Source organism: Roseateles saccharophilus, from assembly GCF_004342485.1.
Classification (GTDB): domain Bacteria; phylum Pseudomonadota; class Gammaproteobacteria; order Burkholderiales; family Burkholderiaceae_C; genus Pelomonas; species Pelomonas saccharophila.
This window is the reverse complement of record NZ_SMBU01000001.1, coordinates 243979-257088: the sequence shown is the minus strand read 5'-3', so window position 1 is coordinate 257088 and position 13110 is coordinate 243979. Positions and strand designations below refer to the sequence as shown.

Genomic DNA, 13110 nt, shown 5'->3' with positions numbered 1-13110 from the left:
TGTCAGGCCGCCAGCACGGCGGCCATCGCCTCGGCGGTGGCTTCGACGTTGCGGGTGTTCAGCCCCGCCACGCACATCCGGCCCGAGCGCAGGATGTAGACGCCGAACTCAGTCTTCAGGCGCTCGGCCTGTTCCGGCGTCAGGCCGGTGTAGCTGAACATGCCGCGCTGGGTCAGGAAGTAGCCGAAGTCGCGGCCCGGCAGCTTCGCGGCCAGCACGTCGTGCAGCTGGCGGCGCATCTCCTGGATGCGGCCACGCATCTCGGCCACCTCGGCCTCCCACATCGCACGCAGCTTCGGATCGGTCAGCACCTTGGCGACGATCTGGCCGCCATGCATAGGCGGGTTGGAATAGTTGCGCCGGATCATGAACTTCAGCTGGCCGAGCACGCGCGCGGCCTGGTCGGCGTCGGGGCAGACGACGCTCAGCGCGCCGCAGCGCTCGCCGTACAGGCTCATGCTCTTGGAGAAGCTGTTGGCAATCAGGAAGCTCAGGCCCTCGTCGGCCAGCAGGCGCGGCGCGAAGGCGTCCTCCTCGATGCCGTCGCCATAGCCCTGGTAGGCCAGGTCCAGGAAGGGCAGCAGCCCGCGCTCGCGGATGACGGGCACCAGCGCACGCCACTGGTCCTGGCTCAGGTCCACGCCGGTCGGGTTGTGGCAGCAGGCATGCATCAGCACGACGCTGCGCGCCGGCAGGGCCTTGAAATGAGCGAGCAGGGCCTCGAAGCGCACGCCGCCGGTGGCCGCGTCGTAGTAGGGATAGGTCTCGCAGCTGTGGCCCGAGCCCTCGAAGACGGCGCGGTGGTTGTCCCAGGTCGGGTCGGAGAGATAGACCTTGCTGTCGGGGAAATAGCGCTTCAGGAAGTCGGCGCCGACCTTGAGGCCGCCACTGGAGCCCACGCCCTGGATGGTCGCGATGCGGCCGGCCTTCAGCGCCACGTGCTCGGGCCCGAACAGCAGGGCCTGCACGGCGCTGCGGAAGTTGGCCGCGCCCTCCATCGGCAGGTAGGGCCGCGGGCCCGCGGCCTCGACGACGGCCAGCTCGGCGGCGCGCACCGAGGGCAGCATCGGGATGCGGCCGTCGTTGTCGAAATAGATGCCGATGGACAGGTTGATCTTGCCGGCGCGGGGGTCCTTCTGGAAGGCCTCGTTGAGGCTCAGGATGGGATCGCCGGCATAGGCATCGACGTGCTGGAACATGGGGCTCGACTCCGTTGGGAAGCCGAGATTATCCGAGCGGCCGCAAATACCCCCATAGCGGCCTCTACAGCCAGGCGACCCAGCGCCCGTGCGGGTGGCTCCAGCCCAGGTGCCGCTCCGCGATGCGACCGGCCCGCGCATGGCGCAGCGTCCACAGCGTGGCCGACGCCGCGACCTCGCCGGCGGGCATGGCGGGCAGCGGCGGCGCGGCGCCGCACCGTGCGCTCAGTGCCGGCAATTCGCCGCAGATCCAGGCCAGGCCGTGGCCCAGCGCGAGGCGGTCCACCGTCACGCGCAGCCGCGCGAGGTCGGCCGGGCTCAGGTAGTACAGCACCCAGCTCGTCAGCAGCACGGGCTGCACGCCGGCCGGCAGGCCGAGCAGCCAGGGCTCGATGGCCGCGACGCAGTCGTCGGCCCGGGCCAGCCGGTGCGGCAGCGCCTGCAGCTGCGCCGCCGCGCGGGCCAGGCGCTCGCGGCGGCGCGCGTCGTGCGGCCACAGGCAGGCCTGCAGCCAGCGCAGGCGCGCGGGGTCGTTGACGTCGACGGGCGCCGGGTCCAGACCGTGGCGCAGCGCCAGGCGCCAGCCGGCATCAAGCGGCGGCAGCGGCGCGCCGCCCAGCCACAGCGATTCGATTTCGGCCGCGCGCCCGTCGCGCGCCGCGCCGCGGGCATGCCAGCCGCCGTCGTCGCCGCGGTAGCGCAGCGCGTACCGGTCGACGCCCAGGTTCAGGCCCGCGCTGCAGCCGAAGTCCAGCAGCGCGAGATGGCGGGCGCCGGTGGCGGCGGCCGCGGCGCCCAGGGCCGGCCAGATCGCCGCGCCACGGGCGACCTCGTTGGTCTGCGTCGCGCCATGGCGCAAATGCTGCACGAGGGCCGGCCATTCGCGCTCGACGCAGGCCGCCAGCGCGGCGGCCAGGCCGCTGTCCACGGCCCGCCCGCCGCCGGCGCTCGGGTAGTAGGCCGCCAGCTCGGTCGCGGCACCGGCCAGCACGCGCTCGTGCAGCGCGGCCAGCAGCAGGTTGACCTTGCGCTGCTCGGGCGGCGCCTCGGCCAGCAGCGCGCACAGCCGGGCGTCCTCGGCGGCCAGTTCGCAGAGCGCGGCGTAGAGCGGCTCCTGCGCGCATTCCTCGCGGCCGAAGCGGCGTAGCAGTTCGGCGAGTTCTTCGGGGTGATCCATGCCGCCAGCATAGGCAGGCCCGCCGCCGGCATTGCACGACTGCGCCTGGGCCGCGGGCGCTGGTGGCAGCACGCCGCAGGGGATGGCTGAAACGCCCGCTCCGGTCTAAAAGACGGGCTTCAACGCTTGGGAGGACCCCATGGGCAAGCAGATCGTCTTCTGTGCCGACGGCACCTGGAACGGCAGCGGCAGCGACGAGGAGGAGCCGGGGCCGCCGACCAATGTGCTCAAGCTCTTCCACAACCTGGCCGGCGTCGATTCTCTGGACACGATCGCGCTGGCCGACGAGCAGGAGCGCTTCCTCGTCGATGGCGCCGGCGCCACGCTGCAGGCGGCCAAATACCTGCACGGCGTCGGCGACTCGAACAACCTGCTCGTCAAGATGCTGGGCGGCACGCTGGGCGCCGGGCTGATCGCGCGCGTTATCCGCGGCTACACCTTCGTGTCGCGCCACTACGAGGCCGGCGACCGCATCCACCTGCTCGGCTTCAGCCGCGGCGCCTACACGGCGCGGGCGCTGGCCGGGCTGATCGCGTCACAGGGCCTGCTGGACCCGGCGCACAGCGACCTGGACGACAAGACCAACGCCTACCGCCTCGGCGCGGCGGCATGGAGCGACTACCGGCGCGGCGCCCTGGGCGGCGACCCGACCCTGCTCGGCCGGCTCGAGGACCTGCTCACCTCGCTGCCCGGCTTCTTCAGCGCCGGCCCGGCCAGCCCGCCGCGGCGCACGGGCATCACCGTCGCGACGGTGGCCGTCTGGGACACCGTGGGGTCGCTGGGCATCCCGCAGATCGGCACCGACGGCGGCCTCGTGGACGCGCTGCAGTTCGCCGACACGCGGCTCAGCCCGGCCGTCGAGCGCGGCCTGCACGCGGTGGCGGCCGACGAGCAGCGCCAGAACTTCACGCCCTGCCTGTGGACAGCCGATGCTTGCATCACGCAGGTGCTCTTCCCCGGCGCCCATGCCGACGTGGGCGGCGGCTACCCGAACACGGCCGAGGAGTCCGGCCTGTCGGACGCGGCCCTGGCCTGGATGCAGGCCGGCGTCGCGGCCCGGGGCCTGCGCTTCGTCGACCCGCTGCCCACGCCGCCCCAGCCCGAAGCCGGCGCCTGGGCCCACGCCCCCTGGCAGCACCTGCCGTGGAAGGCGCTGGGCATCGCGGCCCGGGTCGCACCCGGCCAGATGCCCGCCGGCCTGCGGCTGCACCAGTCCATCATCGATCGCTGGCGCCAGGCCGCCGTCGTGCACGACCCCGGCGAAGCCGCCCGCCCCTACCGGCCCGGCAACCTCGCCAACTACCTGGACCTGAACAACGGCGCGGCGCTGGCGGACATCGAAACCGTCTAGGGCCAAACCGGTAAGAATCCGCACCGCCCTTCCTCACCCCCGCGTCTGAGGGACCTACCCCGCGACCTGGCGATTCCCATCGAAAAGTCAACCCCCTAACATCAACTCCACTACAAAACGAGGAGTTGCCGTGGGAATGGACATCACGAAACTGGCCGGCGCCCTGGTCGCCGCAGGTGCCGCCGCCGGGGTTTCCGCCGCGCCGGTCACGGTGTCGCAGACGCTGAATCTGGGCCAGTTGCTCAACGGGGGCGGTACGGGGCTGCACTTCGATCTCGGCTCGACGCTCAGTGGCCAGAACCTCGAATCCCAGCAGGTGCTGTCGGGCTCGCTGCAGGTGTACGGCGTGTCCGATGCCTCCTATGGCAGCGGCGTGACGCAATACGGCAGCTACATGCTGGAGTCCCAGACCAACTTCACGGCCTTCTACCAGTACGGCGGCGGCGGCTACTTCGTCTGCACGTCCTACAGCTGGTGGTCCGGCGGCTGCAGCGGCGGCTACTACGTGCCCGCTTATTACTACCCGGTGCAGGGCACCAACCGCACCTTCCTACGCAGCGACAACGTGCTCTACAGCGACAACACCGTCGACACGATGAGCGTGCATGCCGGCAACACGACGCAGACGGGCAGCGACTCCTCTGTCAGCAACTCGGCCACCGCTTACGGCCCGCAGGTCTTCGCCGGCCAGTCGGGCAACGGCATGTACGGCACCGACACCTATTACGACCAGTCCCGCAACGTCTATCACTCCGTCTCCGGCGCGCTCAGCGTGGACATGACGCTGGACAGCCTCGCGCTGGCAAGCTTTGCCACCGCCGGCACGCTGGACGCCAGCGTCTTCGCGCAGACTGGCCAGTTCCGCCTGGATCAGGCCGTGCTGACGCTGCAGGTCGACGACACGCCTTCGGGCCGCCTGCCGGAGCCGGCCACGCTGGCGCTGACCGCCACGGCCGCCCTGGGCCTTGCCGCCGCACGCCGCCGCCGTAGGCAGGAATGACCAGCCCCGCCGCCGACCCATTCGCGCTGAACACGGCGGCGTCGGTCCACATCGAACAGGTGGGCGCCGGCTGCCCGGTGCTTGTCATCGACGACTTCTATGCCGACCCGCATGCCGTGCGGGCGCTGGCGCTCGGCGGCAACTACGACTCCTCGCTGGCCTACTACCCAGGCTTGCACGCCCGCATCGACAGTGCACTGATCCAACCCCTGTTCGAGCGCGTGGCCACGCTGCTGCGCCAGCTCGGCCACGCCCAGGTACGTGCCGAGGCGCTGTTCTCGGACTTCTCCATCGTTACGACGCCGGCCCGGCAGATGCTCGCCAAGCAGAAGCATCCGCACGTTGACGGGCTGCCGCTGGCAGGCGTGGTCTACCTGTCCCCCGAACTGGATGTCGGCACGGCCTTCTTCGAGCATCGGCCGCTGGGCCTGGCCATGCTGCGCAACGCCGACGAGATCGAGCGCTACGACGCGTGGCTTCACCAGCAGGGCCAGAGCACGCAGCCCGACACCTATGCCGTGGAAGACGGCACGGTCTGGGTCAAGTTGCATGCCGTGACGGGGCGCTTCAACCGTATGGTCATGTACCCCGGCAACGCCTTCCATTCCATCGACATGCGCGACGTGCCGGCGTCGCAGACGCTGGCGAGCGCCAGGTTGACGCAACGCCTGTTCCTCAGCGCGCTGAACTGACCGTCCGCCGCCGGCGGCGCCGGAGATTTCCTTGTCCGACATCCAATCCATCGTCATCGTGGGCGGCGGCACTGCCGGCTGGCTGGCCGCAGCCTTCCTGCAGCGCACACTGAGCGCGACCCGCCCCACGCCACTTCCCATCACGCTGATCGAGTCGCCGCAGATCGGCACCATCGGCGTCGGCGAGGCCACCGTGCCGACACTGCGCGCGACGATGCAGGCGCTGGGCCTACCAGAGAGCACGCTGTTCACGGCTGCCGACGCGACGCTGAAAAACGGCATCCGCTTCAATGGCTGGCGCAAGGGCGGCACGGCTGCCGAGGACAGCTACGACCATCCGTTCGACATGCCACTTCCGTTCAACGGCTATCCGGCTACGGTGCACTGGTTGAACCTGATGCAGCGCGGCATGCTGCAACCCCCGATGGCCGAGGCCTGCACCGTGCAGACGCGGCTGTACGACGGCAACCAGTCGCCCAAGCTGATGCACTCGCCGGACTACCAGGCACCGGTCAGCTACGGCTACCACCTGGACGCCGTCAAGCTCGCCACGCTGCTGCAGCAGACGGCCATCGAGCGCGGCGTGCAGCATGTGCAGGGCAACGTCGCCCAGGTGCACCGCGGCCCGGCGGGCATCGAATCCGTCGAGCTGGACGACGGCCGGCGCTTCGCGGCCAGCTTCTTCGTCGACTGCAGCGGCTTCCAGTCGCTGCTGCTGCAGAAGACGCTGGATGTGCCCTGGGAGTCGTTCAGCGACTGGCTGCCCTGCGACCGTGCGGTCGCCTTCCCCGTGGCCTATGCCGACGAGAACGCGCCGCTGCGCAGCTACACGACCTCCACCGCCCAGGACGCCGGCTGGACCTGGGAGATCGACCTGCAGAGCCGCAGCGGCACGGGCTATGTGTATGCGTCGCGCTTCTGCAGCGACGACGAGGCCGTCGCCACGCTGCAGCGCCACAACGCCGGCCGCACCGCACTGGCCGAGCCACGCCTGCTGCGCATGCGCGTGGGCCATGCGGCTCGCGCCTGGGAGCAGAACTGCCTGGCGCTGGGCCTTGCCGGCGGCTTCATCGAGCCGCTGGAGTCCACCGGCATCTACCTGATCGAGTGGGTGCTGCAGCTGTTCGTCGACCACATCGCTCCGGCAGGCGACAGCACGGTCTGCCGCGACCGACTGAACCGTGCCGTCGGCGACGTGTACGAGGAGCTGCGCGACTTCATCGTGGCCCACTACGCGCTGTCACAGCGCCGGGACACGCCGTTCTGGCGCACCTGCACCGACCCGGCCAGCATGCCGCCACGGCTGGCGGAACTGCTGCAGCTGTGGGACGCCAAGCTGCCCACGCCCACTGATCTGGACAAGCGCCTGTCGCTGTTCGGCCCGGCGAACTGGACCTACATCCTGGCCGGCATGCATCGCCTGCCCAGCCGCGGCATCGGGCTGGCCGCCCACATTGCGCCCGAGGTCAGCCTCAAGGCCATGGAGCATGTGCGCAGCGTGCGCCAGATGGCGTCACAGCAATCGCCCACGCTGCGCGACTTCGTGCGCAAGCTGCGTGGCGCGGTAGACCACAAACCCGCGCGCTGACTACGCCGCCTTCAGCCCGCCAGCGCCGCCTCGATGTCGGCGCGCAGCTTGTCGGGCCCATCGTTGGGCGCGTAGCGCTTGATGACCTGGCCGTCGCGACCGACGAGGAACTTCGTGAAGTTCCACTTGATCGCCTCGGTGCCCAGGAAACCCGGCTTCTCGCTCTTCAGGAACTTCCACAGCGGGTGGGCCTCGCTGCCGTTGACCTTGATCTTCCCCATCATCGGGAAGCTGACGCCGTAGTTCATCTCGCAGAAGCTCGCGATCTGGTCGTTGCTGCCCGGGTCCTGGCCGCCGAACTCGTTGCTCGGGAAACCGATGACCACCAGGCCCTTGGGGCCATAGTCTTCCCAGAGCTTCTCCAGGCCCTTGAACTGCGGCGTGAAGCCGCACTCGCTGGCCGTGTTCACGATGAGCAGCACCTTGCCGCGCTGGGCGGCCAGGTCGGCAGGCTCGCCGCGGATGGAGAGGGCCTGGAAGTCGAACACGTTCTCGGCCATGGGGCCTCCCTAAAAAAGCTGAGCCATGCTAACGCGGGCGCTCCCAGGGTTTGTAGCATGGCGCCCGGCGCGCGGCTGGCCTTCCAATCGCGCGAAATTCGAGCGCTGCCTCCGTGGAGCGCCCCACGGTCAGCTACTTCGGACAACATCACGTTCATGGATCACCTGGCTTGCTTCACCCCGGCCGACCTGGCCGGCAACACCCCGCCCGATCTCGGCGGTTTTCGCTGGAAGCTGCTGGCCCAGGGGGACTCCTGGTTTTCCAACGCCACGGCCAAGCTCAACGCCCACGCCAATCTGCTGCAGGAGCTGGTCTTCAAGTCCGCCACCGCCGCCGTGAACTGCGCCGGCACGGGCAATGCGCTGTCGCACATGGTGGACCTGCAATCCAGCCCCGACTTCGTCAGGCTGCTGGCCGGCACCGAGGCCCCGGCCTGGGACGGCGTGCTGCTCTCCGTCGGCGGCAACGACCTCATCGCCGCCGCCCGCACACCGGCGCAGAACTGGGACGGCACGCCCATCCCGCTGGAGCTGCGCCTGCTGCGCCGCCAGACCGAATGGGGCCCGCCCTCGGCCGGCGTCGCGCGCTACTTCTCCGAGCCCGGCTGGGCCACCTATGCCGGCTATCTGCGCGCCAACGTCAAGCACCTGCTGAGCCTGCGCGACCAGGGGCCGTCCACGGGCAAGCCCGTCTTCATGCACTGCTATGCCGTGCCCATGCCGCGCCCGGCCGGCGCCGAGAGCAACGACGACCTGGGTGCCGCCAGCGGCCCCTGGCTCTACCCGGCGCTGAAGACCTATGGCGTGCCGGCGGCCGACTGGGCGGCGGTGAGCCGGCTGATGGTCTTCCATCTCGCCCAGCTGCTCAAGAGCATGGCCGCCGACAAGGAGGCCTTCCCCGGCCTGTTCGTGTTCGACTCCACCACCGTGCCGCTGGCCCTGGCCGCGCCGGGCTCGACCGGCATCAGCGGCGACTGGCACAACGAGATCCACCTCAACCACAGCGGCTGCTTCAAGATCGCCCGCGCCTGGAGCGAGGCCATCGAGATGGTGCTGGAGGGCAAGCACCTGATCCAGCCGACCTCGGGCCGAAAAGGCCGTGGCGCAAGCACTCCGACCTCGTGAATGAGTCGGCCGGCGCAGCCGGCGGGGAGTGGGCTATCTGTCCTGCGGGATGTGGTCGGTCCGGGCGACATCGAGAAGATGCTCGACCTCGTCCTTGTACTCGACGAGATTGCGCTGGTGCCAGCCGCGGATCCACCACATCGCGGCGGCCACGACCAGGCCGAAGATGGTGATGGCGCCGAACACCGACAGGCCGAACTTGGTCATGGCCGTGTAGAAGGCGCCCATGCCGAGGATGCAGGCCTGCTCGTTGAAGTTCTGCACGGCGATGCTGCGGCCCGCACCCATCAGGTTGTGGCCACGGTGCTGCAGCAGCGCGTTCATCGGCACGACGAGGTAGCCGCCGATGGCACCCAGGATCATCAGGAAGGGCGCCGCCACCCAGGCGTTGCTGATGAAATTCATGAAGATGACCAGCAGGCCCATCGCGATGCCCAGCGGGATGACGCCCGTGGCCCGGTCCAGCCGGCTGACCATCGAGGCCACCACCGCGCCCACCGCGGTGCCGATGGCCACCACGCCGACCAGGGACGACGCCTGCGTCATGCCATAGCCCAGGGCCGCGGCGGCCCAGGCCAGCACGATATAGCGCAGATTGCTGGTCGCGCCCCAGAACAGCGTCGTCACGGCCAGCGAGATCTGGCCGAGCTTGTCCTGCCAGAGCTGGCTGTTGCAGGAGGAGAAGTCGCGCACCAGGCCGACGACGCTGTGCGCAAAGGGCTGCAGCGGCGCCGAGGTGCGCGGGATGCGCAGGTTGAACAGCGCCGCCACCACGTACAGGCCCAGCAGGCTGGCAATGGCGGCCTCGGGCGGCGTGTCGATGCCGGTGTCGATCAGCGGCAGGTCGAAGGACAGCAGCACATGCGACACGCGCTCGCCCACCAGCTGGCCGCCGAGCAGCACGCCGAGGATGATGGAGGCGATGGTCAGGCCCTCGATCCAGCCATTGGCCTTGACGAGCTGGGAGGGCGGCAGCAGTTCGGTCAGGATGCCGTACTTGGCCGGCGAGTAGGCCGCCGCGCCCAGGCCGACGATGGCATAGGCCGCCAGCGGATGGGTGCCGAACAGCATCATCAGGCAACCCACCACCTTGATGCTGTTGGAATAGAACATGACCTTGCCCTTGGGCACCGCGTCGGCGAAGGCGCCGACGAAGGGGGCCAGCACGACGTAGAACAGCGCGAACATCGGCACCAGCGCGGCGCGCTGCCACTCGGCGGCACCGGAGGAGCGCAGCAATTCGATGGCGGCCACGAACAGCGCGTTATCAGCCAGCGAGCTGAAGAACTGCGCCGACATGATGGTGTAGAAGCCGCGTTTCATCGGGCGGGGCGCAATCCTGAACTGTCTTCGGCTGGGAATCTGTAAACCGGGGCGGCGCGGGTTTATAGCACGCGCCTAGTTTGCGGGCTCTGCCCCAAGTCCGGGCGCAGAATCCCGCCATGCCCCGTCCCATCGAAGCCCTGGTCCATGCCGAAGCCCTGGCCCACAACCTGGGCCGGGCCCGCGCCCAGGCGCCCAATGCCCGCGTCTGGGCCGTCGTGAAGGCCAATGCCTACGGACACGGCATCGAGAACGCCTACCCGGGCCTGCGCGCCGCCGACGGCTTCGCGCTGCTGGACCTGGCGGAGGCACAGAGGCTGCGCGCGCTGGACTGGCGCGGCCCCATCCTGCTGCTGGAAGGCGTGTTCGAGCCGCGCGACCTGGAGCTGTGCTCGCGCCTGAAGCTCTGGCATGCGGTGCACTGCGAGCAGCAGATCGACTGGCTGGCCATGCACAAGACGCACGAGCCGCACCGCGTCTTCCTGAAGCTGAACTCGGGCATGAACCGGCTGGGCTTCATGCCGGCCGCCTTCCGCGCCGCCTATGCGCGGCTGGACGCCCTGCCCCAGGTCGACGAGATCGGCCTGATGACCCATTTTTCAGACGCCGACGCGCTGCGCTTCGGTGCCGACGGCATCGCCCAGCAGCTCGCCGCCTACGAGGCCGCGACCGAGGGCCTGGCCGGCGAGCGCACGCTGGCCAACAGCGCCGCCACGCTGCGCCACCCGGCGCGCACGGCCAACGACTGGGTGCGCGCCGGCATCATGTGCTACGGCGGCGTGCCCGACTTCCCCGAGCACGACGCCGCCCACTGGGACCTGCGACCGGCGATGACGCTGCGCTCGCGCCTCATCGGCGTGCAGCAGCTGCAGCCCGGCGACAGCGTCGGCTACGGCAGCGCCTTCACGGCCGAGGCGGCCATGCGCATCGGTGTCGTCGCCTGCGGCTACGCGGACGGCTATCCGCGCCATGCGCCCACGGGCACGCCCATCCTCGTCGACGGCCAGCGCACGCGCACGCTGGGCCGTGTGTCGATGGACATGCTGGCCGTGGACCTGAGTGCGCTGCCGGCCAGCGGCTTCGGCAGCGAGGTGACGCTGTGGGGCGAGGGCCCGCGCGGTTCGCGCCTGCCCATCGACGAGGTCGCACATGCGGCCGGCACCATCGGCTATGAGCTGATGTGCGCCGTCGCGCCGCGCGTGCCGGTGCACAGTGTCTGAATTCCGCTGGTCACCGCGGCCGGATGAACTCGTCTTCGACGCCATCCGCGCCAGCGGCCCCGGCGGCCAGAACGTCAACAAGGTCAGCAACGCCGTCCACCTGCGCTTCGACATCCGCGCGTCCAGCCTGCCCGAGGCCGTGAAGGCGCGGCTGCTGGCCTGGGCCGACCAGCGCATCACGGCGGAAGGCATCGTCGTCATCAAGGCCCAGGACTCGCGCAGCCTGGAACGCAACCGGGCGGACGCCGTCGCGCGGCTGATCGAACTCGTGCGCGCCGCCGCCCATGTGCCCAAGGCCAGGCGCGCGACCAAGCCGACCTATGGCTCGCAGCAGCGGCGGCTAGAGGGCAAGGCCAAGCGCGGCGGCATCAAGGCTTCGCGCCGCTCGCCGATCGAGTAGCAACGAGGAGGCTGGCCAGGCACAGCCCCATGCCGCCCACGGCCAGCGGCGTGGCCTGCCAGCCCTCGAACAGCGCCGAGATCACCAGCGCGATGACGGGCACCAGCACGCCCACCAGCGCCGCCTGCGCGGCGCCGCGGCGCTCGGCAAGCTTGTAGTACAGCGTGAACGCGATGACCGAGCCGAAGGCGGCCAGATAGGCCAGGCTGCCGACATAGGTCCAGGCCGCGTCGAAGGGCAGGCCCCGGCCGGTCAGCACCGACAAGGCCAACAGGAAGGCCGCGCCATAGCCCATGCTCCAGGCCAGCACCGGCAGCAGCGGCAGGCCGCGGCGCGTCAGCACCAACGTGCAGAAGCCGCCGATGACGGCGGCGACCACCGCGAAGAAGCTCAGGCCCAGGCCGAGCGCCGCATGGGGCCGCGCGCCGGTGGTCGCGAGCTCGGGCCAGAAGATCAGCGCCACCCCCAGCACCGCGCCGCTGGAGGCGACGAGGAAGCGCCGGCCGACCCGCTGGCGCCACAGCAGCCAGGCGACCAGGGCGTTCATGAACACCATCAGGCAGAACAGCACCGCCACCAGGCCGCTGGGCACGTAGCGCTCGGCCTCGTAGACCGCCCAGTAGTTGCCGGCGTACTGAACGACGCCGGTGGCCAGCGCATAGCCGTGGGCGTAGCGCGGCAGCCCCAGCGGCACGCCGCGCCAGCGCGCGAGCCCGGCCAGCATCAGCGCCGAGAGCAGGAAGCGCCAGCCCACCGAGGTCAGCGCCGGCACGGGCGAGGCGAGCTGGTAGAGGATGACGTGCCAGGTGCTGGCCCAGATCAGCACCGGGGCCAGGAAGAGGAACCAGGTTGGCAGGCCGCGCGCCCTGTCTGCGCCCGCCATCAGGCGGCGCGCTTGAAACTCGCCAGCAGCATGCCGGCCGCGACGAAGAGGGTGCCGAACACGCGGTTCAGCGCCTTGACGTGGCTGTCGCTCTTCAGCGCCGCCAGCACCCGCGCGGCGAGCACCGTGTAGCCGGCCATGACGACGAGGTCGGTGAAGGCCAGCGTGCCGCCGATGACGAGGTATTGCCGCCCCAGCGGCGCATGCAGGTCCAGGAACTGCGGCACCACGGCGAGCAGGAAGACCGTGCCCTTGGGGTTGACCGCGTTGATGCCCCAGCCGCGCAGCACCAGCTGGCGGCGCGTGACCTGCACGGCGGTTTCGTCGGCCGCGACCAGCGGCTTGGCCGGCGCACGCCACTGCTGCACGCCGAGCCAGATCAGGTAGGCCACGCCGGCCCACTTCACGAGCGCGAAGCCCAGCGACGAGGCCGCGATCAGCGCACCCAGACCGGCGCTGACCAGCACCACCTGGGTCAGGATGCCGAGGATGAGGCCGAAAGTCATGAAGTAGCCGCGCCTGAAGCCATGGCTCAAGCCGGCGCTCATCGCCGCCACCGCGCCCGCGCCGGGCGACAGGCTGATGGCCCAGGACGCCGCGAAAAAGGCCAACCACACCGAGAAATCCATGACCATCCCACCAAACCGACTGC

At 70.2% G+C, this 13110-nt stretch carries 13 protein-coding genes; 7 read left to right on the top strand and 6 right to left on the bottom strand.

From position 1 onward, the window contains the following. Positions 1 to 2 precede the first annotated feature (2 nt). Positions 3 to 1199 (bottom strand): amino acid aminotransferase, encoded by a 1197-nt coding sequence (locus EV671_RS01125; RefSeq protein ID WP_132569169.1) that lies wholly within the window; start codon positions 1197 to 1199, stop codon positions 3 to 5. 64 nt (positions 1200 to 1263) lie between these two features. Next, positions 1264 to 2376: a DUF2332 domain-containing protein gene (locus EV671_RS01120; RefSeq protein WP_132569168.1), complete on the bottom strand. Its 1113-nt coding sequence runs from the start codon at positions 2374 to 2376 to the stop codon at positions 1264 to 1266. 139 nt (positions 2377 to 2515) lie between these two features. Between EV671_RS01120 and EV671_RS01115 the strand changes: the two genes are divergently transcribed. From EV671_RS01115 to EV671_RS01100, 4 genes are all read left to right on the top strand, one after another. After that, entirely contained in the window at positions 2516 to 3727 is a 1212-nt protein-coding gene (locus tag EV671_RS01115; protein WP_132569167.1) for a DUF2235 domain-containing protein, read from the top strand. Between the two features lie 136 nt (positions 3728 to 3863). Then, complete coding sequence (locus tag EV671_RS01110; protein WP_132569166.1) at positions 3864 to 4727, top strand: PEP-CTERM sorting domain-containing protein; 864 nt, start codon at positions 3864 to 3866, stop codon at positions 4725 to 4727. Further along, positions 4724 to 5419, top strand: coding sequence for a DUF6445 family protein (locus EV671_RS01105; RefSeq protein ID WP_132569165.1), 696 nt, complete (start codon positions 4724 to 4726; stop codon positions 5417 to 5419). The genes EV671_RS01110 and EV671_RS01105 overlap by 4 nt, the downstream gene beginning before the upstream one ends. Positions 5420 to 5450: 31 nt before the next feature. Then, on the top strand, positions 5451 to 7007 hold the full coding sequence (locus EV671_RS01100; RefSeq protein WP_165917437.1) for a tryptophan halogenase family protein: 1557 nt from the start codon (positions 5451 to 5453) through the stop codon (positions 7005 to 7007). An 11-nt stretch (positions 7008 to 7018) separates the two neighbouring features. Here EV671_RS01100 and EV671_RS01095 read toward each other — a convergent pair whose 3' ends face one another. Next, a complete protein-coding gene (locus EV671_RS01095) occupies positions 7019 to 7507 on the bottom strand; it encodes a glutathione peroxidase (RefSeq protein ID WP_132569163.1) in 489 nt (162 codons plus the stop codon). 156 nt (positions 7508 to 7663) lie between these two features. Here EV671_RS01095 and EV671_RS01090 point away from each other — a divergent pair, with 156 nt between their 5' ends. Beyond that, the gene (locus EV671_RS01090; RefSeq protein WP_132569162.1) at positions 7664 to 8632 is read left to right on the top strand and encodes a hypothetical protein; all 969 of its coding nucleotides are present in this window, start codon (positions 7664 to 7666) and stop codon (positions 8630 to 8632) included. 33 nt (positions 8633 to 8665) lie between these two features. Here EV671_RS01090 and lplT read toward each other — a convergent pair whose 3' ends face one another. Continuing rightward, positions 8666 to 9955, bottom strand: a complete 1290-nt coding sequence (lplT, locus tag EV671_RS01085) for a lysophospholipid transporter LplT (RefSeq protein ID WP_132569161.1) — start codon at positions 9953 to 9955, stop codon at positions 8666 to 8668. A 119-nt stretch (positions 9956 to 10074) separates the two neighbouring features. Between lplT and alr the strand changes: the two genes are divergently transcribed. Both alr and arfB read left to right on the top strand, forming a co-directional pair. Continuing rightward, the gene (gene alr, locus EV671_RS01080; RefSeq protein WP_132569160.1) at positions 10075 to 11175 is read left to right on the top strand and encodes an alanine racemase; all 1101 of its coding nucleotides are present in this window, start codon (positions 10075 to 10077) and stop codon (positions 11173 to 11175) included. Then, entirely contained in the window at positions 11168 to 11575 is a 408-nt protein-coding gene (gene arfB / locus EV671_RS01075; protein ID WP_132569159.1) for an alternative ribosome rescue aminoacyl-tRNA hydrolase ArfB, read from the top strand. The genes alr and arfB overlap by 8 nt, the downstream gene beginning before the upstream one ends. Here arfB and EV671_RS01070 read toward each other — a convergent pair. Together EV671_RS01070 and EV671_RS01065 are read right to left on the bottom strand one after the other, a co-directional pair. Beyond that, positions 11544 to 12458 carry a DMT family transporter gene (locus tag EV671_RS01070; RefSeq protein ID WP_132569158.1) on the bottom strand — a complete coding sequence of 305 codons (915 nt, stop codon included), beginning with the start codon at positions 12456 to 12458 and terminating at the stop codon, positions 11544 to 11546. The genes arfB and EV671_RS01070 overlap by 32 nt on opposite strands. Then, positions 12458 to 13087 (bottom strand): LysE family transporter, encoded by a 630-nt coding sequence (locus EV671_RS01065; protein ID WP_132569157.1) that lies wholly within the window; start codon positions 13085 to 13087, stop codon positions 12458 to 12460. Before EV671_RS01065 ends, EV671_RS01070 begins: the two co-directional genes overlap by 1 nt. Positions 13088 to 13110: the final 23 nt, after the last annotated feature.

Bases quoted from the DNA above. Each gene is read 5' to 3' on its own strand.
- EV671_RS01125 (WP_132569169.1), bottom strand. From the start codon at position 1,199: ATGTTCCAGCACGTCGATGCCTATGCCGGCGATCCCATCCTGAGCCTC.
- alr (WP_132569160.1), top strand. From the start codon at position 10,075: ATGCCCCGTCCCATCGAAGCCCTGGTCCATGCCGAAGCCCTGGCCCAC.
- lplT (WP_132569161.1), bottom strand. From the start codon at position 9,955: ATGAAACGCGGCTTCTACACCATCATGTCGGCGCAGTTCTTCAGCTCG.
- EV671_RS01095 (WP_132569163.1), bottom strand. From the start codon at position 7,507: ATGGCCGAGAACGTGTTCGACTTCCAGGCCCTCTCCATCCGCGGCGAG.
- EV671_RS01120 (WP_132569168.1), bottom strand. From the start codon at position 2,376: ATGGATCACCCCGAAGAACTCGCCGAACTGCTACGCCGCTTCGGCCGC.
- EV671_RS01065 (WP_132569157.1), bottom strand. From the start codon at position 13,087: ATGGATTTCTCGGTGTGGTTGGCCTTTTTCGCGGCGTCCTGGGCCATC.
- EV671_RS01110 (WP_132569166.1), top strand. From the start codon at position 3,864: ATGGACATCACGAAACTGGCCGGCGCCCTGGTCGCCGCAGGTGCCGCC.
- EV671_RS01090 (WP_132569162.1), top strand. From the start codon at position 7,664: ATGGATCACCTGGCTTGCTTCACCCCGGCCGACCTGGCCGGCAACACC.
- EV671_RS01115 (WP_132569167.1), top strand. From the start codon at position 2,516: ATGGGCAAGCAGATCGTCTTCTGTGCCGACGGCACCTGGAACGGCAGC.
- EV671_RS01105 (WP_132569165.1), top strand. From the start codon at position 4,724: ATGACCAGCCCCGCCGCCGACCCATTCGCGCTGAACACGGCGGCGTCG.
- EV671_RS01070 (WP_132569158.1), bottom strand. From the start codon at position 12,458: ATGGCGGGCGCAGACAGGGCGCGCGGCCTGCCAACCTGGTTCCTCTTC.